General features: G+C 68.7%; 19 protein-coding genes. 12 read left to right on the forward strand and 7 right to left on the reverse strand.

Going from position 1 to position 24,590, the window contains the following annotated elements; translation table 11 throughout:
- The first annotated feature begins 45 nt into the window (after positions 1-45).
- The 5 genes from SYV04_RS07665 (at position 46) to SYV04_RS07685 (ending at position 8,442) form a co-directional block, all read left to right on the forward strand.
- Positions 46-3,003 (forward strand): SusC/RagA family TonB-linked outer membrane protein, encoded by a 2,958-nt coding sequence (locus SYV04_RS07665; protein ID WP_321544977.1) that lies wholly within the window; start codon positions 46-48, stop codon positions 3,001-3,003.
- 18 nt (positions 3,004-3,021) lie between these two features.
- On the forward strand, positions 3,022-4,389 hold the full coding sequence (locus SYV04_RS07670; protein WP_321544978.1) for a RagB/SusD family nutrient uptake outer membrane protein: 1,368 nt from the start codon (positions 3,022-3,024) through the stop codon (positions 4,387-4,389).
- A 181-nt stretch (positions 4,390-4,570) separates the two neighbouring features.
- A complete protein-coding gene (locus SYV04_RS07675; protein WP_321544979.1) occupies positions 4,571-6,619 on the forward strand; it encodes a M20/M25/M40 family metallo-hydrolase in 2,049 nt (682 codons plus the stop codon).
- A 113-nt stretch (positions 6,620-6,732) separates the two neighbouring features.
- Positions 6,733-7,782, forward strand: coding sequence for an alpha/beta hydrolase-fold protein (locus tag SYV04_RS07680; RefSeq protein ID WP_321544980.1), 1,050 nt, complete (start codon positions 6,733-6,735; stop codon positions 7,780-7,782).
- Positions 7,783-7,851: 69 nt separating this feature from the next.
- Positions 7,852-8,442: an RDD family protein gene (locus SYV04_RS07685; RefSeq protein WP_321544981.1), complete on the forward strand. Its 591-nt coding sequence runs from the start codon at positions 7,852-7,854 to the stop codon at positions 8,440-8,442.
- Positions 8,443-8,459: 17 nt separating this feature from the next.
- On the opposite strand, the gene SYV04_RS07690 is transcribed toward SYV04_RS07685, so the two are convergent.
- Positions 8,460-8,867, reverse strand: coding sequence for a DUF4190 domain-containing protein (locus tag SYV04_RS07690; protein ID WP_321544982.1), 408 nt, complete (start codon positions 8,865-8,867; stop codon positions 8,460-8,462).
- Positions 8,868-8,944: 77 nt separating this feature from the next.
- Between SYV04_RS07690 and SYV04_RS07695 the strand changes: the two genes are divergently transcribed.
- On the forward strand, positions 8,945-9,793 hold the full coding sequence (locus SYV04_RS07695) for an SDR family oxidoreductase (protein ID WP_321544983.1): 849 nt from the start codon (positions 8,945-8,947) through the stop codon (positions 9,791-9,793).
- A gap of 30 nt (positions 9,794-9,823) precedes the next feature.
- On the opposite strand, the gene SYV04_RS07700 is transcribed toward SYV04_RS07695, so the two are convergent.
- Both SYV04_RS07700 and SYV04_RS07705 read right to left on the reverse strand, forming a co-directional pair.
- Positions 9,824-10,906: a hypothetical protein gene (locus SYV04_RS07700; protein ID WP_321544984.1), complete on the reverse strand. Its 1,083-nt coding sequence runs from the start codon at positions 10,904-10,906 to the stop codon at positions 9,824-9,826.
- Entirely contained in the window at positions 10,903-12,570 is a 1,668-nt protein-coding gene (locus SYV04_RS07705) for a hypothetical protein (RefSeq protein ID WP_321544985.1), read from the reverse strand. Before SYV04_RS07705 ends, SYV04_RS07700 begins: the two co-directional genes overlap by 4 nt.
- 165 nt (positions 12,571-12,735) lie before the next feature.
- On the opposite strand from SYV04_RS07705, the gene SYV04_RS07710 reads away from it, so the two are divergent.
- On the forward strand, positions 12,736-12,936 hold the full coding sequence (locus tag SYV04_RS07710; RefSeq protein WP_321544986.1) for a hypothetical protein: 201 nt from the start codon (positions 12,736-12,738) through the stop codon (positions 12,934-12,936).
- 4 nt (positions 12,937-12,940) lie between these two features.
- Here SYV04_RS07710 and SYV04_RS07715 read toward each other — a convergent pair whose 3' ends face one another.
- Complete coding sequence (locus SYV04_RS07715) at positions 12,941-14,854, reverse strand: PEP/pyruvate-binding domain-containing protein (protein ID WP_321544987.1); 1,914 nt, start codon at positions 14,852-14,854, stop codon at positions 12,941-12,943.
- Positions 14,855-14,916: 62 nt separating this feature from the next.
- On the opposite strand from SYV04_RS07715, the gene SYV04_RS07720 reads away from it, so the two are divergent.
- Positions 14,917-15,357: a DUF488 domain-containing protein gene (locus tag SYV04_RS07720; RefSeq protein WP_321544988.1), complete on the forward strand. Its 441-nt coding sequence runs from the start codon at positions 14,917-14,919 to the stop codon at positions 15,355-15,357.
- A 17-nt stretch (positions 15,358-15,374) separates the two neighbouring features.
- On the opposite strand, the gene SYV04_RS07725 is transcribed toward SYV04_RS07720, so the two are convergent.
- Together SYV04_RS07725 and SYV04_RS07730 are read right to left on the reverse strand one after the other, a co-directional pair.
- A complete protein-coding gene (locus tag SYV04_RS07725) occupies positions 15,375-16,409 on the reverse strand; it encodes a zinc-binding alcohol dehydrogenase family protein (protein WP_321544989.1) in 1,035 nt (344 codons plus the stop codon).
- A 92-nt stretch (positions 16,410-16,501) separates the two neighbouring features.
- On the reverse strand, positions 16,502-17,614 hold the full coding sequence (locus SYV04_RS07730; protein ID WP_321544990.1) for a DUF3616 domain-containing protein: 1,113 nt from the start codon (positions 17,612-17,614) through the stop codon (positions 16,502-16,504).
- Between the two features lie 69 nt (positions 17,615-17,683).
- Here SYV04_RS07730 and SYV04_RS07735 point away from each other — a divergent pair, with 69 nt between their 5' ends.
- The 3 genes from SYV04_RS07735 to SYV04_RS07745 are packed head-to-tail and all read left to right on the forward strand — an operon-like array spanning position 17,684 to position 21,368.
- Positions 17,684-19,423, forward strand: coding sequence for an N-acyl-D-amino-acid deacylase family protein (locus SYV04_RS07735; protein WP_321544991.1), 1,740 nt, complete (start codon positions 17,684-17,686; stop codon positions 19,421-19,423).
- Positions 19,424-19,435: 12 nt separating this feature from the next.
- Positions 19,436-20,347, forward strand: coding sequence for a trypsin-like serine protease (locus SYV04_RS07740; protein WP_321544992.1), 912 nt, complete (start codon positions 19,436-19,438; stop codon positions 20,345-20,347).
- Positions 20,348-20,360: 13 nt separating this feature from the next.
- On the forward strand, positions 20,361-21,368 hold the full coding sequence (locus SYV04_RS07745; protein WP_321544993.1) for a trypsin-like serine protease: 1,008 nt from the start codon (positions 20,361-20,363) through the stop codon (positions 21,366-21,368).
- Here the strand turns inward: SYV04_RS07745 and SYV04_RS07750 are convergent.
- Positions 21,365-23,275 carry a trehalase family glycosidase gene (locus SYV04_RS07750; protein WP_321544994.1) on the reverse strand — a complete coding sequence of 637 codons (1,911 nt, stop codon included), beginning with the start codon at positions 23,273-23,275 and terminating at the stop codon, positions 21,365-21,367. The two genes, SYV04_RS07745 and SYV04_RS07750, sit on opposite strands and share 4 nt — an antisense overlap.
- A gap of 263 nt (positions 23,276-23,538) precedes the next feature.
- Between SYV04_RS07750 and SYV04_RS07755 the strand changes: the two genes are divergently transcribed.
- On the forward strand, positions 23,539-24,552 hold the full coding sequence (locus SYV04_RS07755; protein ID WP_321544995.1) for a hypothetical protein: 1,014 nt from the start codon (positions 23,539-23,541) through the stop codon (positions 24,550-24,552).
- Positions 24,553-24,590 lie beyond the last annotated feature (38 nt).

Consider the following 24,590-nt stretch of genomic DNA (forward strand, 5'->3'; position numbering starts at 1 on the left):
CCGGCGCAGGCGACAGAAGCCGCCGCGCCAGCGCCCGAAGCTCCCGTGGCGCCCGCACCGGCCGCAGATGCTCCGGTAGCCGCTCCGGTAGCCGCTCCGGCTCCGGCCGCTCCGGCGCCTCAGGCGCAGCGCACGCGCACCATCCGCGGCCGCGCCGTGGACAAGGTGTCCAACGAGGGCGTGCCCCTGGTCCGCGTCATCCTCAAGGGCACCACGCAGGGCGTGGAGACGGACCTCGAGGGCCGCTTCACCCTGGAAGTGCCCACCGGCCCGGTGGCGCTCGACATCTCCAGCCAGGACTACAAGCAGCGCGACGTGCTGGTCGGCGCCAACCAGGGCAGCGTCACCATCGCCCTCGAGGCCAGCTTCACCGAGGAGATGGTCGTCATCGGCCGCGCCTCCGAGGTGGCCCGTAAGAACCTGGCCAACTCCGTGGCCACGGTGAACGCCGAGGCCCTGGCCCGCACGCCGGTCGCCACGGTGGATCAGGCCGTTCAGGGCAAGGTGGCCGGCGCCAACATCCAGTCGAACTCCGGCGCTCCCGGCGGCGGCATGCAGATGCGGCTGCGCGGCGTGTCCACCATCAACGCCGAGGCCTCGCCGCTCTACGTCATCGACGGCGTGCTCATCAGCGACGTGGCCATCGCCTCGGGCATCTTCGCCATCACCGAGTCGACGGGCGGCTCCAACCCGGACCCGACCCAGGACAACCAGGTCAACCGCATCGCGGACATCAACCCCAACGACATCGAGAGCATCGAGATCCTCAAGGGTGCCTCCGCCGCCGCCATCTACGGCTCCAAGGCCAGCAACGGCGTGGTCATCATCAACACCAAGCGCGGCCGCGCCGGCGCCGGGCCCCGGGTGGACATCACCCAGCGCGTGGGCATGTACACGCTGGCCAACAAGCTCGGCACGCGCAAGTTCAGCCTGGAAGAGGCCGTCGCGGAGTTCGGCGAGAAGGCCCGCGCCGAGTACGTCGAGGGCCGCACGTTCGACCACGAGGCGGAGCTGGCCGGCAACCGCAAGCTCTCCAGCGAGACGGTAGCCAGCGTGAGCGGCGCCTCCGGTGACACGCGCTACTTCGGCTCGGTGCTCGTCAAGGACGACAACGGCATCATCGGCGCCACCGGCTACGAGAAGCAGTCCTTCCGCCTCAACGTGGGGCAGAAGCTCGGCGACCTCGTGGACGTGAACGCCTCGGCCAACGTCGTCCACTCGCTGAGCGACCGCGGTCTGACGAACAACGACAACACGGGCATCACCTACCACATGGTGCTGCCCTCCACGCCCAGCTTCCTGGACATCCAGCCGGACGAGAACGGCAACTACCCGTCCAACCCGTTCCTCCGCAACGGCGCCAACCCGCTGCAGACGGCGGCGCTGGTGAAGAACGACGAGGACGTGTGGCGCTTCATCGCCTCGAGCGACGCCACCATCAACCTCTACAAGGATGATGTCAGCGAGCTGCGCGTGCTGGGCAACTTCGGCGTGGACCGCTTCCAGCAGCAGAACAACATCCTCTTCCCGCCAGAGCTCTACTTCGAGGCCACCGGCAGCCAGCCGGGCGCGTCGCTGGCGGCGAGCAGCGAGGCGCGCAACCTCAACACCGGCGTGAACGCGGTCTACAACTACAAGCCCGCGGGCACCGGCATCACCTCCAACACCTCGGTCGGCTTCTCGTTCGAGGAGCGCGCGCTCGACTCGCTCTACATCGTCAGCCGCAACCTGCCGCCCGACCAGTCCAACGTGGACCTGGGCAACACGGACGTGCGAGAGGACCGGCAGCTGATTCGCGACCGCGGCTACTACGTGCAGGAGGAGATGATCCTCCTGGACGAGCGGCTCACCCTGGTGGGCGCCGTGCGCGGCGAGCAGTCGAGCAACAACGGCGATGCCAACAAGCTGTTCTTCTTCCCCAAGCTGGCCACCGCCTACCGTATCCCCTCGTTCCACTCCGCGGTGGACGAGTTCAAGGTGCGCCTGGCCTACGGTGAGACGGGCAACCAGCCCAAGTACGGCTGGAAGAACTCCCCGCTCCGCGCAGACTCGAAGATCAACGGGCTGCCCGGCATCATCGGCAGCGGCATCCGCGGCAACGCGGACATCCGCCCCGAGCGTCAGCGCGAGGTGGAGGCCGGCCTGGACGCCGTCTTCCTGGGCGGCAACGTCGTCACCGAGCTGAGCGTCTACCAGCGCAACATCAGCGACCTGCTCCTGCGCCGCGCCCTGGCGCCCTCCACGGGCTACACCTTCGAGTACATCAACGGTGGCACCCTGCGGAACCGCGGCGTCGAGGTGATGGTCCAGCTCAACCCGTTCAACGGCCGCGAGTTCGAGTGGGTGTCCAACACCACCTTCACCGTCAACCGCAGCAAGGTGACGAGCCTGTCGGTGCCCTCCTTCCTGGCGGGCGGCTTCGGCACGGGCCTGGGCGCCTTCCGCATCCAGGAGGGCCGGAGCGTCACGCAGATCGTCGGCAACGTGGGCCTGAAGGACCCCAACGACCCCAACTCCTGCTGCGTGGAGCAGAAGATCGGCGACACCGAGCCGGACTTCCGCATGGGCTTCTCCAACAGCTTCCGTTACAAGGGCTTCAGCCTCTCGTTCCTGGTGGACTGGCAGCAGGGCAGCGACATCATCAACCTGACCCGCTACATCTACGACGCCAGCCACACCTCGCCCGACTACGTGGGCGCCGGCGAGCAGCGTCTGGCCGACCAGAAGACCAACGCCGGCATCTACGTGGAGGACGCTACCTTCGTGAAGCTGCGTGAAATCTCCCTCACGTACCAGCTGCCGGACGACTGGGTGGTGCGCATCCCGAAGGTGAAGAGCGCGCAGATCACCTTCGCCGCCCGCAACGTGCTCACCCTGACCGGGTACTCGGGCTTGGATCCGGAGGTCAGCAACTTCGGCAACCAGGCCGTGGCCCGCAACATCGACGTGGCTCCGTTCCCCCCGAGCCGCAGCTTCTGGACGTCCCTGGACGTGGGGTTCTAAGCCATGAGGAATCGCACCATGAAGAAGACCTTCATCGCGGCGCTCTGCGCCTCCTCCGTGGGCCTCGGGGCCTGCGGTCTCGACATCCCCGACCTGAACAACCCCAGCCTGGAGTCGCTCCAGCAGACGCCCACGCGCTCCAGCGTGACAGCGGCTGCCCATGGGTTGCTCATCGGCAACCGGGACAACAAGTCGGACCACAACGGGTACGTCGCCCACCTGGGCCTGCTCGGCCGGGAGTCGTACACGTTCGACACCACGGACCCGCGCTTCGGCAACGAGATGCTCACGGGCACGCTCAACCCGGGCAACGCGGCCTTCGGCGGCAACTTCTGGACCGGCCCCTACGCCAACATCCGCAACGCCAACACGCTGATGGAGGCGTTGGACAAGGTGCCGGCGGACGACCTGAATGACGCCCAGAAGGAGGCCATCCGCGGCTTCGCCAAGACGATCCAGGCGCATGAGTTCTTGACGATCGTCTCCGCGCGCGACACCAACGGCGGCCCCATCGACGTGAGCGGTGACCCCCGGACCCTGGCGCCCATCGTCTCCAAGGACGAGATGCTCACGCGCGTCGTCTCGCTGCTGGACGAGGCCAAGGGGCACCTGGACGCGAGCGTGGCGGCCGAGAATGACGCGTTCCCCTTCACGCTCGGTAGCGGCTACGCGGGCTTCGAAAAGCCGTCGACCTACGTGAAGTTCAACCGCGCCCTCAAGGCGCGGGCCCAGGTGTACCTGAAGGACTGGACCGGGACGCTGACGTCGCTGGGCGAGTCCTTCCTGGACACCAACCGGGAGCTGACGCTGGGCACCTACTACTCCTTCGGCACGGGCTCGGGAGACACGATCAACGGGCTGACCAACACGGCCATCTACGCCCACCCCTCCATCGTCCGGGATGCGGAGCGCAAGCCCGACTGCGTGGATGTGGGCGCCGAGCCGTTCCGGTGCCTGGATGCCCGCGTGGGCCGGAAGATCGCCCAGGTGGCGCAGGGCACCTACCAGAACCTCAGCTCCACGTATGGGTTCACCATGTACGAGCAGCCCACCGCCCCGCTGCCCATCATCCGCAACGAGGAGCTGGTGCTGCTGCGCGCCGAGGCCAACATCAACATCGGCACGGAAGCGGCGCTCACGGCGGCCGAGGAGGACCTCAACCGCATCCGGGTCATCAACGGCCTGGAGCCGGTGCTGCTCACGACCGAGAACGCGGTGGACGTGCTGCTCAAGGAGCGGCGCTACTCGCTGCTGTTCGAGGGCGGACACCGCTGGATCGACATGCGGCGCTACAACCGGTTGAACCAGCTGCCCAAGGATCGGACGAACGACGTCGTCCACGAGCGCTTCCCCATCCCCGTGCTGGAGACGGACGCGCGACAGTAGGCAACCAGGCATTCGCTTCACCCTGAAGGGACCTTCGCCGTGCCGCGCTCCGCGGCCGGTGGGGGTCCCTTCCTCATTTCGGGGTTCACCCTGAGCGAAGTGCCCTCGGAGCGCGCTAGAGTGCCGGCGGCCTCGGGGTTCCCCGCGCAGAGGTCTTTCCCGAAAAAGTTGGAGGAGCATCATGGGTTTGAAGAAGTTCGCTCCCGCGGCGCTGCTGCTCTGGGGTGTCACCCCGGTCATGGCGCACGCACAGGTGGTGCCCGGCATCGAGCAGCCGGCGGTGGACCGCGAGTTGTGGATCAGCATTGGCGCCGAGGCGCTGGAGCCCGTGCAGTCGGAGTTCCGCGCCGCGGGCTTCGAGCCACCCGTCGGGGTGCAGGTGCAGAACGACCTGGCGATGATGAAGGTGCATGAGTCGCAGCTGCACACCATCTCCCGGGTGATGCACGACAAGTACAACCGGTGCGCCGGCTTCCTGGCGCATGAGTCCGAGCAGGAGGCACGGGCAGCGCTGACGAAGGCGGGCTCGCCGACGCCGCCGATCCACACACAGGTGACCTACAGCATCGACAACGCGGGCACAGTGAACGCGCTGATGAGTGAGATGGCGGAGCCCAACATCCGGGCCACCATCGGCACGCTGTCGAGCTACACCACGCGCTACTACACCTCGGCGACGGGCCTGGAGTCGGCCAACTGGATCAAGACGACGTGGCAGAACCTGGCGGCGGGGCGCTCGGACGTGAGCGTCACCACCTTCGCCCATAGCGGCTACAACCAGCCCTCGGTCATCCTCACCATCACCGGCACCAGCCTGCCCAACGAGGTGGTGGTGCTGGGCGGGCACCTGGACTCGACCAACACCTCGGGTGGCGCGGCGCCGGGGGCGGATGATGATGCCTCGGGCATCGCCTCGCTCACGGAGATCATCCGCTCGGCGATGGTGAAGGGGTACCGGCCGGCACGCACGGTGAAGTTCATGGGCTACGCGGCCGAGGAGGTGGGCCTGCGCGGCTCCCAGGCCATCGCCCAGTGGCACAAGACCAACCAGGTGAACGTGGTGGGCGTGCTGCAGCTGGACATGACGAACTACCGCGGCTCGAGCGTGGACATCGGCCTGGTGACCGACAACACGAACGCGGCGCAGAATTCGTTCCTCACCAGCGTCATCGACACGTACCAGATCGCCACGTGGGCGACCACCGTGTGCGGCTATGGGTGCTCGGACCATGCCTCGTGGCACGCGCAGGGCTTCCCGGCGTCGATGCCGTTCGAGGCGCTGATGAACCAGCACAACTCGGCGATCCACAGCACGGGGGACACGCTGGCGCGGAGCGCGGGTTCGGCGACGCACGCGGTGAAGTTCTCCAAGCTGGGCGCGGCGTTCATGGCGGAGCTGGCCAAGGGCACGGTGAGCGACGACACGGGAGACACGACGCCTCCCATGGCGGCCATTACCGCGCCGGCGCCGGGGGCCACGGTAAGCGGCACGACGACGGCGATGGCCAACGCGGCGGACAACGTGGGCGTGAGCCGGGTGGACTTCCTGGTGGACGGAGCGCTGAAGGGCACGGACAACACGTCGCCCTATACGTTCGCGTGGGACACGACGAGCGTGGGCAACGGCAGCCACGTGCTGGTGGTGAAGGCGTATGACGCCTCGGGCAACGTGGGCACGAGCGCGGGCGTCACGGTGAACGTGAGCAACACGAGCACCACGGCGACGTATGACCCGACGCTGAAGGCGCCCAAGTGCGCCACGGTGAACAGCGTGTGTGACTCGGGCCTGTCGCTGCTCAACGGGCGCGCGAACCTGGGCCCCGAGGTGAACAAGCCGAACACGATTGGCGGGACGTGCGCGGATGGAACCCAGGGCGTGTACCACTCGGACGAGTCGAACGACCGCATCCGCGTGCTGACGACGGATGGGACGCCGTTCGCGGCGGGGAAGACGGTTCGCATCGAGGCCACGGTGTGGGCCTACTCCACCTACACCTCGGACAAGCTGGACCTGTACTACGCGGCGAACGCGAACGCGCCGAGCTGGGTGTTCCTGGGCACGTACACCCCGACGAAGGCGGGCTCGCAGGTGTTGTCGGCGACGTACGCGCTGCCGGCGGGCGGGCTGCAGGCGGTGCGCGCCAACTTCCGCTACGGCGGGACGGCGGGCACCTGCGCGGCCGGCTCGTACACGGACCACGACGATCTGATCTTCGCCGTGACGCCGTAGCATCACGCCCTGCCCCGTTGGGCGAAGGCTAGAGGTGCGGGCTGTCGGGTCCTCACCTCTTGTTTCATGGGCCCGGGAGACACTCCCGGGCCTTTGTGTTTTGAGGGCACGCCATGGACGTGAAGACGCTGGAGGCGCGGGTCCTCGACGAGGGCTCGCCGGTCATCGACCTGGACCAGGCCACCTTCGTGTGGCGGGGAAGCAAGCCTGTCTCCGTGAGGGGAGACTTCCAGGACTGGCAAGGAGCGCCGCTGCCGCTGGAGCAGCTCGCGCCCAGACTGTGGGCCCGCTCGCTGCCCCTGCCTTCGGACTCCTATGTCGAGTACGCCCTCGTGGACGCACGAGGCCGCCGGGTGAAGGACCCGCTCAACCACTGCCTCTCCGACAATGGCATGGGGAAGTTCAACCACTTCTTCCGCATGCCCGAGAACAGGCCCGCGGCCGTTGCCCGACGCGGCCGTGGCGCTCACCCGCGAGGCCGCGTCACCCGCCACAAGCTGGAGACCTCGGAGTTCGCGGTGGGCCGCACGCGCGAGGTGTTCCTCTACCAGCCCGCCGCGCCCGGGCCCTACCCGCTGCTCCTGGTGCTGGATGGGCCCGACTACCTGCGGCGCGCGAGCCTCGCCGTGGTGCTGGACAACCTCATTCGCCAGAAGCGCATCCGCCCCATCGCCATGGCCCTGGTGGCCAACGGCGGTCCCGCACGCACCGTGGAGTACACCTGCAGCGAGGCCACCCTGGGCCTCATGCGGGACAAGGTGCTGGCCCTCGCCCGAGAGAAGCTGCCCCTCGTGGATGAGCGCCGCAAGCCCGGCGTCCATGCCGTGCTCGGTGCCTCCTATGGAGGGCTCATGGCCCTGTACCTGGGGCTGCGCGCGCCCCAGGTCTTCGGACACGTGCTCAGCCAGTCGGGGGCCTTCGCCATCCCCGAGCATGGGGACTTCGTCGTGTTCGACCTGGCCCGCGCGGCGCCGAGCCGCCGGCTCAAGGTGTGGATGGACTGCGGCCGCTTCGAGTGGCTCACCGGGTGCAACCGGCGGATGTTCCCCGTCCTGAAGGAGGCCGGCCACCGGGTGCGCTACCAGGAATATTCCGGTGGGCATAACTACCCCGCGTGGCGGGATGACGTGGTGCAGGGCCTGGAGTGGCTCTTCCCGCCGTAGGCGGTGACGCGGTGCGCGTGGGCACGCACGCCCGGAGCGTGTACGCTGTGCCCAGGCCCGGGAGTCACGATGGAACTGTCCCCCTCAATGGTGGTGGAGGTGGCGAGCAACAGCTCGGCGGGCTTTGGTTTGCGCCTCGCCGCTCGGCTCATCGACGTGATGTTCGGCCTTCTGGTGATGACGCTGGGCGGCATGGTCGGCAGCGTCGTCCTCGAGGTGCTCGCGGCCCGGGGCCTCGTGCAGGGGAACTGGACCACCGCCTTGCAGCTGGCGAGCCCGGCGGGCGTCGTGTGGGGCACCCTGGGCGGCCTGCTGTACCAGATGACCGCCGAGGCCGTCGGTGGCGCGACGCTCGGCAAGCTCATCCTCCGGCTGCGCGTCACGGCGGAGGACCTCACCCCCTCCTCCTTCAAGGGCGCGCTCCTGCGCAACCTGGCCCTCTGCGTGGACGCCCTCTGCGTGCCCGCGTACCTGGCCATGTCCCGGTCGATCATGAACCAGCGCTACGGAGACCAGTGGGGCGGCACCGTGGTGCTGCGCGCCAGCTCCGTGCTGCCGGATGCGCGAAAAGGCACGGGACTCATCCTCCTGGGCCTCTTCAGCGGCAGCACCCTGTGGGGGCTCTGCATCGTCCTCTCCTGCGTGCTTCGGGCGCTGTGACGCGCGGGGCCCGGCGCTCAGCTCCGGGACAAGCCCATCCACCCCGACACGAGCCCCACCGCCACCGCCATCAGCACGTTCATCCACCCGAGCACCACCCCAGCCTTGGCCCACTCCCGGCCAGCGCGCGGTGAGTCTCCCCGCTCGATGCTCCGCAGCTCCGCGTAGCCGAGCGCCAGCCCGAGCAGCCCTGGAGCGAAGGCGCAACACAGGCCCACGCTCCCCAGCACCCCGGAGGCCACGGCGCGCCGGGAGGCTGGGCCCCTCCGCGAGTGCTCCTCGCAGCTTCGGCACCAGCCCCGCGCACCCGAGAGGGACAGGCACGCCACGCAGGTGAGGACACCACACCGATGGCAGGCCACCACCGTGCCCTGCGCGGGATGAAAGGGACACGCGGGCGGGGGTGTCCCCGGAGCTTCATGCATGGTCGGGCCTCACGCGGGAGCCGCACGGCCTCCGTGCCGTGCAGCGCTCGCGGGGGAGTGTTACCAGTGGGGCTGACTTGCTCCCCACCTGGGAGAGCTTCGAGGAGAAGTCGCGCATGGCGGATGGGCGCATCGTCTTGGTGACAGGAGCAACGGATGGCATCGGCCTGAGGACGGCCCTCGACATCGCCCGGACGGGCGCGCGGCTCGTGGTGCATGGTCGAAGCCCGGCGAGGGTAGACAAGGCCCGGAAGACGATCGAGGAGGCAGGGGGTAGGGCGGAGGGCATCACGTTCGATTTCGCCTCGCTGGCGAGCGTACGCCAGGGTGCGGAGGAGCTCGCGAGACGCTTCCCCCGGCTGGATGTACTGGTGAACAACGCGGGCGTGTACATGAACGAGCGCGTGGTGACGGAGGATGGGCAGGAGACGACATTCCAGGTGAACCACCTGGGGCCCTTCCTGCTGACGAACCTGTTGCTGAAGGGGACGCTGACGGGGCCCGGGGCGCGCATCATCAACGTGAGCTCCATCGCGCACTCGCGCGGGCGCATGTCCTTCGAGGACCCGCAGCTCGCGCGGGGCTTCAGCCCCTATGGGGCCTACGCGCAGTCGAAGCTGGCCAACATCCTCTTCACCTTCGAGCTGGCGGAGCGGCTCCCGGCCGAGCAGGCCACCGTGAACTGTCTGCACCCGGGCGTCGTGAGCACGAAGCTGCTGACCGAGGGCTTCGGCATGCAGGGCAACGACACGGTGGAGGAAGCGGCGGCAACCTCGGTGTACCTGGCGACCTCGCCCGAGGTGGAGGGCGTGACCGGGCGCTACTTCGTGCGCCAGCGCGAGGCCTCCCCCGCCCCGCAGGCCCAGGACACGGGCGCGAGGCGGAGGCTCTGGGAGCTCAGCGAACAGCTGTGCAGCCTGCGCTGACCCCTCGGTGACGGAGGCCCCCGCCCTGCCTCAGCGGGCCCCTCCGTCCTTCGGCTGCCGGGCCTGGGCCCACGCCGCGCATGGCGCGCGCGCCGGCTCCAGCTCCTTCTCCGTGCGCTTCTCGATGAGGGGACACGTCTCCGCCTCGGTCCACAGGTTCACCTCATCGTGGCGCGCGTCGTAGCGCAGGGTGCGCACCTCCTTGCCATCGAGCACGAGCACCTCGGGGGTGCTGTCCGCATCGAGGTCCAGCTCCGCCATGGCGACGCGCTGCCCCTGCCGCTCCAGGGGGAGGGCGTGCCGACGCACGGCCTGGCGGCTGAGCTCCGAGCCTCCCGTGAGCTTGAACACCTCGAGCCACGCCTTCGCGCTCACATTGGACGTTCCGGGAGAGGTCGGCGAGTCGTCCTCGCCCGCGAGCACCCACACCTCGGGGCTGAACTTGCGCACCGGCCGGTAGTTGTCATGCCGGCTGCCGATGAGGTTCACCCGCGCGAGCGAGCCCATGTCCGAGCGCAGCACCCAGACCGAGTCCGCATCGCTCATGCGGCACAGCTGCGTCACCGCATCCTTCGGCCCCTCGAGCGGCAGGGACACGCAGGAGAAGGTCACCTGCTGGCGCTCGCACGTCTCCTCCGGCGCCTCGGCCTCGGACGCCTCTGGCGGGTTCGTCACCCCGGTGCGCAGCTCCCAGGTGTTCAGCGCGGTGGCCACCTGCTTCAGGTCCTCCTTCTCCGTCCCCTCGATGAAGAGGCGCTCGGCGGCGACGCCGCCCTTCTGCTCCTGCGCCTGCTGGAGCGCGGCCTGGAGCGGAGGGGGCACCTTGGCCTCTTTCATGCGCTCTCGCATGGCCGCCGGGTCCCCGCGCCAGCTCTCCGCGAGGCTGTCCCGCAGCGCCTCCAGCTTGCGCTCCTCGGCCGCCCGGGCGTCCTCCTCCACCTGGATCTGCTTGCGCATCCAGCCCACCTCCTCGGTGAGCACCTGGGTCCTCGCCTCCAACTCGCGCTGGTCTCGCTGCGCCACCTCCAGCCGTTGACTCACCGCCTCCAGGTTGTCGCCCTGGCATCCCGCCAGCGCCAGCCCCACCACCATGGCCACTCCCAGCCGCTTCATGGCGCCACCTCCCCCGCATCGGACGTCCCCGCATCAGAATCGGAGGTCCCCGCATCGGACGTCCCCGCATCGGCGGGCTCCTCAGGGGACGTGGGCGTGCCCGCATCCACCTCCGCCGCGACGGGCGCCGGCTCGGCACAGCTCTTCAGGAAGGCCTCCGGGAAGCGCTTCGGGTCGGCGTTCATCGCCGCGCAGACCGCCTGGGGCTCGAGCGCCACCACCGGCGCCTGCCCAGGCTGATTCTTGAAGGCATACGCCCGCACCTTGCCCCCCTGGAGTCCAATGAGGGTGGGGCCCTCCATGCCCGGAAGCGGCGCCAGCGAGGGCTTGCCTCCCTCGCTCAGCACCTCGCTCAGAGCAGCCACCTCCTCGAGCTCGCCCAGGGCGTCCTTGTTCGGCAGCGCCTCCTTGAGCCAGAGCGACACGAGCGCCGGGTGCTTCAGCACGAGCGTGTGGAGCTCCCTCTCCAGCACCTTCTCGCTCCCATCCAGCACGCTCAGCTCTCGCGACACCACGAAGATGCCCGGCGCAGGGGTCGCTTGCAGCTTCACGGCCACCTCGGTGGACACGGCCACCGGCGCTCCTCCCTCGTCGGACGCTCCCGCCTCGGAGCCCTTCTCCGGCTCGCATACGGAGAGGCACTGCTGGTACTGGAACTCGCGCTCGGCCTCCTGCACGCGTGCCTGAGCCTCCTCCGCCTCGGCCTGCGCGGCGGCAGCGGCCTCTCGCGCCTGGCGTACCTCGTACGGCTCCTCGTCCTCCGCGTCCTCCTCGTCCCCGGGCTCCGAGTACTCGCTCGTCGTGTCATACGCGGGCTCGGGCTGGCTGCAGGCGCACGGGTCGTCGTAGCGGTCGAAGCTCACCTCGCAGTCGTGGATGCACTGGTTGCGGCTCGTCTCCGCCTTGCACGCCACCAGCGGCTCCACATTGGCGGGGTTGTAGAGGGTGGGATCCGGAGCGGGGAAGTCACTCACGTGGAGGCGCCCCTGGTGGGCGAAGGCTACGCGCACCACCCGCAGCCAGGTGCTCAAGTCACGCTCGGCATAGTCCGAGCTCACGTCGCCAGCGGGCGCCGAGTGCCGGAGCCGGAAGGTGCAGAAGGCCGCGGGCGGCAGGCCCTCGCCCGTCCGCGCCAGCGCCTCGCACTCCCACTCGGGAGAGGGAATGCGATTCGTCTCCACGCCCACGCAGGCATCCTCGAAGGGAGCCACCTCGCACGGAGGGCACGCGTCCCCCATCTCGTCCGTCTCCTTGCTGGCAACGCAGGGGCGCAGGTCATCCAGAGTCGTGGACACCAATTCCTTGAGCGCCTCTCCGTCCTTCTGACGCGTGGCTTCCTCGAGCTGGAAGCCTTCCCGCGCGGCGGTCATCTCCGCGTCGAGCACCAGGCCACTCCCCTTCTCGGCGGCAAGGTAGGCGGCTCCAGCGAGGGTCTGGTGGTGCAGCCCCCGCACCTCCTCCTTGCGTCCCCTGGCCTCGGCGAGCTTCTTGGCGAGCAGCGTCTTCTCGCGCTCCAGCCCTTCGTGAAAGGCGCGCGCGTCGGACAGCTTCTTCTCGGCGGCGGCGGCCTCCTGTTCCTTCTTCTCGCGTTCCTGCCGCGCGCCACCGCACGCGGTGAGCGCGAGCAGCGCCACCACGGCTCCCGTGACTCCCAGGCGACCCATGTTTTGGATGTCTCCCTCCCGCCTCCAGCATGACGCATCAGCGGGCTGCCTGTCAGGGTGGACTTCCACGGCGACCGGTCCTGTCACACGCCATGGTGGTGGACTCAGCCCTTCTCGAATGCACCAGCGCTGCCTTCCGGCGCGCCCCCATCCGAGGAGATCCCCATGAAGAAGCACACCCCCCGCAAGTCCTTCATCCAGTACGAGCTGCCCGAGAAGACCCTGAAGCAGGTTCAGGGTGGCCAGGGAATGACGACAATGGCCCTGGGAGAAGAGGGCGGCGGTCCCATCACGACGAAGGCCATCGGCGAGGAGAGCGGCGGCCCCATCACGACGCTGGCGGTGGGCGAAGAGACCGGCTGCTGAGCCCTCAGCGCGCGCCGTCGATGAAGGGGCGAGACTGGACGATCCAAACCTTCTCGCCCTCCAGCACCCACTCGATGTCCAACGGCCCGCTGTCGGGGAAGACCTTGCGCAGCTTCGCCGCCGCCAGCGACAAATCCCGGGCGCGCGCCTCCGCCAACACGGGGGCCGCGCTCCCGGTGGGCACCTCCTTGATGCCGCCCTGCGCGTCGAACACCAGCATCGTGGCGTCGTCCGAGCGCGACAGCACCCGGGCGCCCGGGTAGCGGATGTCGTAGAGCACCTGCTCGGGGACGGTGACGCCGCTCACCACGCTCAGCCCCAACCCGCGCTTGGCGTTGATGGTGAAGGTGTGTTTGTCGCGCGGGTCATAGAGGTTCTTCGTCACCAGCACGCCCGCGGCGGTGGCGTTGATTCCCACCTGCACCAGCACCGCCGAGAACACCGAGCGCGGCTCGATGCCGAAGCGCTTGCGCTCCTCCACGGCGTGGAAGTTCCACAGCGAGGCCCAGACCTGCCGGATGGCCGCGCTCAGCGCCTCGCGTCCCACCACGTTGGGCACCGTGTCGTACAGGCCCGCGCCGTTGAAGCCCTTCAGGTCCTCGGCGTTGGTGGACGAGCGCACGAAGACGCCCTTGCCTCCCAGTTGCTCGCGCACCTGGGTCTCCACCTGGTTCAGGAACGCCTCATCCAGAGGCGCCCCGGCGATGCGCGCGCGGAACTTCTCCAGCCGCTCCTTGCGAAACGCTGCCTCCTGCTGAAAGCGAGGCTCGGCCAGCATCGCCTCCAGCTCCGTGTGCAGGCCGTGGCGCTGGAGGTGCTCGACGTAGAAGGCGAACGGGATGCCGAACCCGTCCGGGACATGAACTCCCGGGAGCTTGGCGTGAATGATTTCTCCCAGGTTGGCCGCCTTGGTGCCGTAGAGGCGGGTGTCCCGGGCGCGCATGCGCTTGAGCGGACGGAGCTCGTGGGCCGTCAGGTCCGCGGCCGGCACCAGGACGGTGCGAGCCGCCTCGCGGGCCTGCTTCCAGGTGGCCAGCTCCTTCTCGGTGGCCGGGCGCAGCACGTGGGTGTTGCCCCGCACATCCAACCGGACCACCTGACCGTCCAGCGCGGCGTAGCGCGTGGCGGCGTCCTTGAGCGTGGCGTTGGGGATGCCCCAGGCCCGGGCGCGCAGGTTCACGTGGGACAGCGGCGTGGAGAACTGGGTGGAGAGCACGCCCGCCACGGGCGGCAGGTCCGGATAGGACTCCTGGAGGATGACGATGTCCTCGGAGTCGAACAGCAGCGACTCGTACGGGGTCCCCGGAGGGACGACGCGCAGGCGGCCCGTGGCCGCACCCGTGTTGAAGGGCCGGTAGTCGGCCTGCTTGTAGAGCGTGTCGCTGGTGACGGTGGGAATGTCCTTCAGCTCGGCGAGCAGCTCCTCCTGCCGGGTGGACTCGGGCCGGAAGGCGATGTCCTGGACGAAGAACGTCTTGAGCAGTGTGTCCCGCGCGCGGCGCACGTCGGCGGGGCGGATCCGGTCGCTCTCCCAGAAGCTGAACGTCCAGCGCTTCGCGGCGCGGTGGTGGGTGACGTAACCGAGGATGTAGTGCGGCTTGTCCTCCCGGTAGTTGCGGAAGTACTCGGTCCGCTCCTCGTCCGTCATCGGCCGCCGGAAGAGGACCTGGATGACGAAGTCCTGGTGCAGCCGGTAGAGGTTGACGTCGAAGTAGTAGATGCCCCCCGACTTCAGATCGATGAGGAACTTGCCGACGTCGTCGGTCTCGACTGGCAGGGCGTAGGCGGAGAAGGTGGCCGCGTCCCGAATCTCCGAGACATAGGGAGCATGGCGGCGAGGAGCGGCCTCTGCCTGGAACAGCGCGACGAAGAGAACCAGCAGCCACGCGGAGGACAACGCCCGTGCGAAGTGTTGCATGGCCCGACAGTCTAGCGTCCCACGCCCACGCCGGAATCCACCTTTGAGGTAGGCAGGCGGCCATGAAGCTCTACACCATCGGCTTCACCCAGAAGAGCGCCCAGGAGTTCTTCGAGGCGCTGAAGCAGGCCGGGGTCCGGAAGCTGCTCGACATCCGGCTCAACAACACCTCCCAGCTCTCGGGGTTCGCGAAGCGGGATGACCTGGGCTACTTCGCCCAGTCCCTCTGCGGCGCCAGCTACCACCACCTGCCGGACCTCGCCCCCACGCAGGAGCTGCTCGACTCCATGAAGAAGCACAAGGGCTCGTGGGAAGACTACGAGCCGCGCTTCCAGGCGCTGATGCGGGAGCGGCGCGCCATCGAGCGCCTGAAGCGCCCGTTCTTCGAGGAGGAGCCCTGCTGCCTGCTGTGCAGCGAGGCGAGCCCCAAGCACTGCCACCGGCGCCTCGTCGCCGAGGCGCTTCAGCGGAAGTGGAAGGACCTGGAGCTCATCCACCTCTGAAGGTCCGGCGCGGGGCCTCAGCCGACGGGCGACATCACGGTCTTGCCAATCGCCTTGCCGCTCTCACTGAGCCGGTGGGCCTCGACCAGCCCGGGCAGGGTCCAGGGCGTCTGCGTCATCAGGGTGCTGCGCAGCGTCTTGGCGTCCAGCAGCGCCGAGAGGTGGTCCAGGATGGAGCCCTGCATCTCGGGCTGCGCGTTGAACAACCCGCGGGTGAACATCAGCTCGAAGGACACCGAGATGCGCCGGTCGAAGAGCGCCGCCAGGTTCACCGGCCGGACGACGGGCAGGATGCAGCACATCCTCCCCAGAGGCGCCAGCAGGGAGACGACGGCGTCGAAGTTGGTGTTCGGGTCGGTGGTGTTCAGCACGTAGTCCACCGCGTCGATGCGGTTCTCGGCCAGCTGCGCCTTCATGTCCTTGTAGTGGTCGATGACGACCGAGGCGCCCATCTTCCGGCAGTGGTCGGCGCTCTGCTGGCGCGAGGCCGTGGCCACCACGCTCAGGCCACACACGCGTGAGAGGATCTGGATGCCGATGGAGCCCACCCCTCCGGCCCCTCCGACGACCAGGGCCGTCTTCGGCTTGCCGGGACGCGGCTCGAGCGGGATGCCGCAGCCTTCGATCATCCCCTCCCAGACGGTGAGCGCGGTGAGGGGAATGGCCGCCGCCTCGGCGAAGGACAGCGAGACGGGCTTGCGGCCGACGATGCGCGAGTCCACCACCGTGTACTCGGACTGACACCCACGGCGCGCCAGGTTCCCCGCGAAGAACACCTCGTCTCCCACGCGGAAGCGCCCATCCGCCAGGGGCCCCACCGCCTCGACGATGCCGGCCCCGTCCCAGCCGGTGAGGGAGATCTCCTGCTTCTGGAGCTGGCCGAAGCCGTTGGTGTTCTGCCGCGCCAGCGAGTCCACGGGGTTGATGCCCACCGCCTTGACGCGGATCAGCAGATCCGTCCCCTGCGGCTCGGGGATGGGCAGGTTGAACTCCTCGAGCACCTCGGTGCCCCCAAACCGCTTCTGCCCCAGCGCCTTCATCGTCTCCTGCATGTCTCCGCTCCCCGGATGGCGTTACCAGGAAGAGAGCCTGCTACGAACCCGGGCCCGCTGCACCTCCCCCGAGCACCCGAACCGCTTTGGGCTCAGAGGTTCAGGCGGAAGACGTCCGCATACACGCCCCTGGCGCCATGCCGGCGGTGAGGGGCTGGGTCGTCGTAGACCACGAGCACGCTGTCGGACTCATCGAAGTAGCTGAAGTTGGCCATCCCCTCCGCGTGGTCGAGCTGACCCACGGGGGGGATGTCGAACAACGGCTCGAGCACTCCCTTCCCCTGGTCCAGGAGGTTGTCGCCTTCGAGCTCGAGGAAGTTCCTCAACCGGAAGAGGCGGATGGGGGCCTCCACCTGCATCGTCGGCCCGGCGAGCACCAGCAGGTCCTCCCCGCGCACACACAGCTCGCGGATGCCCAGCCCGTCCAGGTTGAGGAAGTGCTTGGCATAGCGGCGCCCCTTCTTCCCCGGCCGGGGTTCGAGGACGCCCTGCCCCGCCCCCATCAGCCGCATGTCCAGCAGCGCCGCGTAGCCGCGCAGCACCGGCCCGCGCAGCCCCAGGAATACCCGGTCCGTGTCGGTGACGACGAGCCCCTCGATGTCCAGGCCGTTGTCCTTGCTCGGAATGGGGAGCAGCGGTCCCCCCTCCGCATCAGCGCGCGCGAGGAAGGGAGCGAAGTGCGGATCCCTCCGCAGCAACTCCACCAGGAGGTTCTCGGACGGCGTCTCCACGGGCTTCACCAGCGCCGCCGAGCGTGTGCGCTTCTTGGTGCCCGGCTTCTTCAGCTCCGCGACGAGCTCACCCTTCACCAGCGGGATGCGGGCGAGCAGGAAGCGCTGGGGCTCGTGCGCCACGGTGGCCAGGCGCGCCAGGTCCTTCCCCATCCGCTTGCCCTTGGGCCGCTTGCGCTTGGCGCTGTGGCTGCCCATGACCCAGAGGTAGTCGGCGTGCATGTCCAGCGCCTCGATGTCGATCTCGGCGCCCTTCTCCACCTCGCCAAAGAAGTCCGCCACCTCGAAGCGGGTGTGCTGGGCGTAGGCGCGGGGGCCGGTAGGGGTGAGCCGCTCGACCATGCCCCGCTCGTCCGAGGCCACCCAGAGGTTGCCGTCCGGAGAGAACACCGCGGCCGAGAGGTCTTCGATGACTTCCTCCGCGCCCTCCTCGAACCGCAGCAACAACCGTCCCAGGAGCTGCCCCGATTCCATGCCCTCCTCCTCGGGGCAACATGGGGCGTCCGCGCGCAGGGCGCCAGCGGTCCGGCTAGGCTTTGTCTCGTGGACCTCATCATCGAGAACGGTCGTGTCTTCGATGGGCTCGGCGGCCCGTCGCGCGAGTGTCACGTAGGTATCCAGGCGGGCACTGTCGCCGCTGTGTCCGAGGCCCCCCTGCCCCGCGCTCCGGGCACGCGGGTCATCGACGCACGCGGACACTGGGTGATGCCGGGCTTCATCGACCTGCACACCCACTATGACGCGGAGGTGGAGCTGGCGCCCTCGCTCTCCGAGTCGGTGCGGCACGGCGTCACCACGGTGGCCCTGGGGAGCTGCTCGCTGAGCCTCGCCCTGGGAACGCCCGAGGACCTGGCGGACATGTTCTGCCGCGTGGAGGCCATCCCCTACGACACCGTGCGCACGCTGCTCGAGGAGCGCAAGAGCTGGAAGACCCTCGGCGGCTACCTGGAGCACCTGGACTCGCTGCCGTTGGGGCCCAACGTCACCTCCTTCCTGGGCCACTCTGCGCTGCGGGCGCACATCATGGGCCTCCACCGCAGCCTGGACCGGCACGAGCGCCCTACCTCGGAAGAGCTCTCGCGCATGGAGTCCCTGGTACGCGAGGGGCTGGACCTGGGCTACCTGGGCCTGTCCATCCAGACGCTGCGCTGGGACAAGATGGGCGGCAGCCGCGACATCCGCAGCCGGCCCCTGCCCTCCACCTTCGCGCGCTGGAGTGAGTACCGCCGCCTCACCCGCCTGCTGCGCGAGCGCGGCCGTGTCTTCCAGGGAGTGCCCAACATCAGCACCAAGGTGAACGTGCTGCTCTTCCTCTTGGAGAGCGTGGGCCTGCTGCGCAAGCCGCTGAAGACCACCGTCATCTCACTGATGGATCCGCGAGCCAGTCGCGGCGTCCACCGGCTGGTGGGGCACCTGTCGCGCGCCTTCAACCGGCTGTTGGGCGCGGACTTCCGGTGGCAGGCCTTGCCGGAAGTGTTCGACCTGTGGGCGGACGGCATCGACCTGGTCGTCTTCGAGGAGTTCGGCGCGGGCACGGCGGCGCTGCACCTCCAGGATGCCGCCTCGCGGGCGGAGCTGTTCAAGGATGCGGCCTACCGGGAGCGCTTCCGGCGCGAGTGGACCAGCCGCTGGCTGCCCAAGGCCTTCCACCGCGACTTCAATCAGTCGGAGATCCTCCAGTGCCCGGACGCGAGCCTGGTGGGCAAGTCCTTCGCGCAGGTGGCGAAGGAGCAGGGCCGGCACGTGGTGGACGTCTTCCTGGACCTCGTGGCGACATACGGAGAGGCGCTGCGCTGGTACACGGTGATGGCCAACGACCGGCCCGAGGAGCTGGACTTCATCTGCCAGCACCCGGACGCGCTGATCGGCTTCTCGGATGCGGGGGCGCACCTGCGCAACATGGCCCACTACAACTTCCCGCTGCGGCTGCTGCGCCGGGTGCGCGAGGCCGAGAAGCGGGGCCACCCCTTCATGAGCCTGGAGCGCGCGGTGCATCGGTTGACCGGAGAGATCGGCCAGTGGATGGGGATGGACGCCGGCGTGCTGGCGCCCGGCAAGCGCGCGGACGTGGTGGTGGTGAACCCCGAGGGGCTGGACGAGCGGCTGGAGGTCGCCACCGAGGCGCCCATGGAGAACTTCGGCGGCTTCGTGCGGCTGGTGCGCCGCAACGACGCCGCCGTGAAGGCGGTGCTCATCTCCGGCCGCGAGGCGGTACGAGACGGGGCCCTCACCCCTCAGCTCGGCCAGGAGCGCGGCTTCGGGCGGGTGCTGCGCGCGACCTGATAAAAGGCGACCATGCCCTCCCGCTGGACATTCCTTGCACCGCATCTGCTGGCGGCGGTCGCACTGCTGCTCTGCGGAGGATGCAAGGAACGCACTGCCGAAGTTCCCGTCCCCCGCACACCGGCAGATGCCGGGAGTCGTACTCCCGAGAGGTGGGAGCCCCTCTCCTTCGACAACCGCTTGCTCGCATTGGGTGGAGAGGTGGACTCCTCCAATCGCTACTCAGCCGCTGTCATGATCGCGGTGAGGTTGGAGGGGGCGGAGACCATGAGATGCGGCGGGGTCGCCATCGGCCGTCGTCTCGTCCTCACGGCAGGGCACTGTGTCTGTGCTCGACGCAGGTCCCAACTCTCCGGCACCATCGATACGTCGGCATGCGCGACGACCGCCACCGTGGAAACAGTCCTCTACAAGCCCACCACGCTCGGCAAGGAGCCCGGCGCCTCGCGCAGGGACGTCTACCAGGGAAGGGTCCGTCCCCATCCCCAGCTCCAGGTTCTCCTCGATAAGGACGGGCGCGTGGTCTCGAGCCAGGCGGATCTCGCGCTCGTTCTTCTGAACGAAGAACTCGGAGAAGGGGTTCGAGCCGTCTCTCTCGCGGAGACAGACGTCCGGGTAGGCGAGCCCATCTCCATCGTGGGCTACGGCTACGACGAAGTCTCCAACGTCCATGGAGCAGACCGCCGCATCAGCCGGAACAAGGCTCTGGCATCCACGGGCGAAATCGTCCGGATCGAACAGCCCGGGCAGCACCGCTATCGGGGAGAAAGTGGCGGCCCCTGTCTCCGCGAAGACGCCCGGGAATCGGAGCTCGTCGGGGTGTCGAGTCGATACCTGGGAGAAGGCTCAACCTTCACGAGCATCCATGGCTACCGCGGCTGGCTGCGTGACGAACTCCAGCGCTCGGACACCGTGAAAGACTGACCGGAGTCAACCCATGCCTCACTCCAGAGCCCAGCTGACGCGCCTCCTCCTGATGCTGCTCGTGTGTCACGGCTGCTCGTCGAGCGCTCCCGCACTCGGCCCTGAGTTCGAGCACCTCCCACTCGGCCACGAGCTGCCCGTTGTCTCCGAGAGCAAGATCGACAGCCTGAATCGCTACCGCTCCACCGTCAAAGTCACCACCACCTTCCTGCATCCAGACACCGGGGCGCTGGTCAAGACGTGTAGCGGCGTCCTCATCCACCATCGCGTGGTCCTGACCGCCGGGCACTGTGTCTGTGCCGAGCGCGAACCGGTACCGCCGGAGCCCCAGGGCATCACCCTCATCGACTCCAGATCGAGCTGCGCGAAGGTCGCGACCGTTCGACTGCTTACCTACCGACCCATGGAGGTAGAAGCCGAGGAGGTCCTGAGCGTGCCCTCGGATGAGAGCGAGCCCTACCCCGGAGTGGTCCACCCCAACGAGGACATCCAGATCATCTACAAAGAGGTCGAGACCGACTCCGGTAGAAGGATCAAAGACACGGTAGCCAGCCACGCGGATCTCGCGGTCATCTTCCTGAAACAGTCGCTTGAGGGCGTGGTCGAACCCGTGCGCCTCGCCAAGGAGCCCGCGCGGAGGAACGAGCAGGTGGTCCTGGTCGGCTATGGCTCCGAGACCCTCGTGGGAGGTGCCATCGGCAAGGAGCGTCGCTACGGCGAGAACGACGTCCTGGCCATCAAGAGCGATGGGTCCACGTTCCAGGTCGGCAGGCAGCTCAACATCCAGGACACCTATGAGGGCGAGAAGCCCGACGTCATCCGCAAGAAAGGCTCCTACGCCACCGCCGGAGATAGCGGCGGGCCCTGCTTCCGGAAGAGAGGCGCGGGCTTCGAACTCGTCGGGATCGCCAAGTCCACCTTCGCTCCTCCCATCGTGCTGTCGGCATACACGAGCACGCCCCGGTATCTGGGCTGGCTACGGAAGAAGATCGGCGAGTCCCAAGCCGCCCAAACCGATTAGCCGATGGCCCGCAGGGGCTCGTTGCCTCCGGACGGCACGTCGCTGGGGCCCGGCAGCGGCTCGGCGGGCAGGCCCACGTCGAGCGCCTCGCGCAGTTCCGGGGACAGCCCGTCCATCAGCACCATCACCGACGCGTTCGTCCACGCGAAGCCCAGCGTCCGCTCGGCGCGCGGCGCCAGGTACGGCCCTCGGTCCGCGCCCTGGTTGCCGTACTCCACCGGCACGTCCACCGAGCGCCGCACCACGTCGTACTTCTCCTTGATCATCCCGTTGTGGCGGCCCGCCGTGTCCATGATCATCGCCAGCCAGCGGTAGGCCACCTGGTCCGCCTCGGCGTGGAAGCCGTAGCGGCGCAGCCCCTCCACCGCGATGATCTGGTGAGGCGCCCAGCCAAACGGCCACTCCCACTGCAGGTCCTCTCCCCCGGCCGCCTCGCGCGACTCGCGGGTGGTGGCCGTCAGCCCTCCAGCCTGCAGGAAGCGCGGCAGCGCGGCGGCCACCGCGGCCGCCTCCTTGCGCGTCGCCCACCCCGTCCACAGCGGATAGAAGGTCGCCAGCGACTCGTAGCCCGAGCGACGCCCCGCCACGAAGTCGTGGTCGAAGAACATCCCCCGCTCCTCGTCCCAGAAGCGAGCGCGCATCGTCCGCGCACGGGCCCTCGCCGCCTTCTCGTACTTGGCCGCCCGCAGCGAGTTCTCCCCCTCCACCAACCGGAGGATGCGCGCCAGGTCCATCTCGTACTGGTAGAGCAGCGAGTTGAGGCACACCGGCTCGTGCTGGTGCGTGGCCGTGCCGAAGCGGTGGCACATGTCCCAGCCGCTCTCGCGGATGGCCCGGTCATGCACGTGGAACTCGGTGTTGTCCGGCCGCCACAGGTAGTAGCCCGACAGGTCCTCCGCGTCCGGCCCCTCGGCGTCGTCCTTGTAGCGAGACAGCCCGCTCGGCGTGGCGCGCGGCCCCGTGCGGAACACCGTCTCCAGCTCCTTGATGGCTGCCTTCGCCACCCGCTGCAGCAGCCCGCGATTCGGGCTCGCCGCGTGTACCTCCAGCGCCAGCCGGGGCATGAGCGGCGGCTGGGTACGCGACAGGTGGTAGCCCAGGTTCGAGTTCGGAATCTTCCCGTAGTGCTCGATGGCGTAGAGCTGGTTCTCCAGCATGTCGCGGGCCAGCTCCACTCGCCCCGACGCCATCGCCCCCCGCCCGTTGAAGTAGCTGTCCCAGCCGAACATCTGCACGAAGCGCCCGCCCGGGACGATGTAGGGGCGCGGCAGGTACGCCATGCCCGGCTCCTGGTTGAGCCGCTGCCAGTCGGCTGCCTCGCGCGGCGGACGCAGCGCCACCACTTCGATGCCGGTGCGCACCGCCTGGGCCCGCAGCTTCTTCAGCGCCTTCTTGTCCCCCGCGGGCACGTACACGCGCTGGCGCCCGTCCGGACTCTGCACCGGCATCACCCGCAGCGCTTCCTTCAGCGAGTCGATGCGGTCCGAGCGGCGCACCAGCCCACCCCAGCTCTGATCCACCAGCCGCCGCAGCGCCACCGTGCGCCGCTCCAGCATCCGCGCCACCGGCAGGCCGGGCACATCCCCGCGCCCCTCCAGAATCTCCTCGGCGAGCACGTCCGCCGCGTGCGCCAACCGCTCGGGCCCCGCCAGCTCCAGTCGCACCCCCGGGCCCAGTTGGATGTCCACCGCGAAGCGCAGGTTGCTGGCCCGCGCCCGCTCCGCGTCTCGCGCGGTGATGCACCCATCCCGATCGAGATCCAACGCCATCAACACCTCGTACGCCAGGCGCGCGGTGAAGGTGCTCGGAGACAGGGGCCGTGGCGAAGCATCGGCCACGGAGGGACGATCCAGCGGCGCGCTCAGCGCACGCACGGAGACAGAACGAGAAGCAGTCGGGGAGGACATCCAGAGGGACCTTCGGCTCAAGACGAGCCTAAAGGTACACGAGTCCCCCTGTCGGAATGGAGAGCTAGCCTTCCAGTCTGCTCGCTTGGGCGATTGATTGCAACCCAAAAAATTGGGCCTCCAATCAACACCCGGACATTTCACTGTCCCCCGGATACCAATTCCGCTTCGCGGGGGGGGACCATACCTGGGAGGCCACCTGCCCGCCGTGGGATCCTCTCGGTCAGGGTCTCGGGCAAGGCGGATCCTGAAGGGACAATACCGTGAGAAGTCATCTGTTTTGGCGGGGAGCCTGCGCGCTCATCCTGGCGGTGGGGCTCGTCGCGTGCGGGGAGGAACCCCAGGGCACGGGCGGTCAGTTGCAGGCGCTCTACATCCACCCTCCGGGTTACATGGTGGCCGCGGGCCTGTGGACGCGCGTGGAGATTCCGGACCGGCGCTACTTCCCGATCGGCGCCAACCGCTCCTCCGCGACGCGCACCGCCTCGTGGGACTTCAATGACACCACCCTGGAGATCGACGCGCCAACGGGGTTCGACTTCGAGGTGAGCTCGGTGACGAACTCGGACTCGGAGGAGGCCCAGGACTTCCGCGAGCGCCATGACGCCGGGGGCTTCATCCTGCGCACGATGTGCAACGCCGAGGCGGGCTTCCCCCACGACATTCACCTGCGGGTGAAGAAGGGCGCGGAGGTGCGCTACGAGGACATCTTCACCCTGACGTGCCACAACCCCACGCGGCTGCGGCTGCTGGGACTGACGCCGGGACGCTACATGGTGGGAGGCCGGGTGCTGACCGAGGTGCGCCTCACCGTGACGACGGCCCTGGGCCCCACGCCGCTGGGAGGCGAGGGGCTCGCGCTCACCGACCGCAAGGGCCTGCTCCAGATCGAGTCCTCTTCCCAGGTGGCGCGGACCCACATCGCGCTGCTCGAGGTGGTGGCCCCCGGCTCCGAGCCGGAGATCTCCTTCGAGAACGTCCGCTCCCGGCTGCCCATGGAGACGGTCGCGGTCGAACAGGATGCCTGGCGGCTCGAGCTCGGGGCGGCGCAGCCCGACACCGAGGGCCCGAACGTGAACTGGTGGACGCTGCCGGTCCAGGCGTTCGACGCGAAGGGCGAGCTGTTCGGCCTGCACACCTGCTCGTGGGAAATCACCACGGTGGGAGGCACCACGCTCAAGATGTCTGGCTGCCTGGCCACGGTGCGTGGCCCCAGCGCGCCAGCGCGCGCGTGTGTGAAGACGATGGGCAAGGATGTCTGCCGCGACTACCTATAGAGAGAGAGGCTAGAGTGCCCCTCCCCACCGCCACAGGA

The sequence above is a fragment of the Hyalangium ruber genome (assembly GCF_034259325.1).
Classification (GTDB): Bacteria; Myxococcota; Myxococcia; order Myxococcales; family Myxococcaceae; genus Hyalangium_A; species Hyalangium_A rubrum.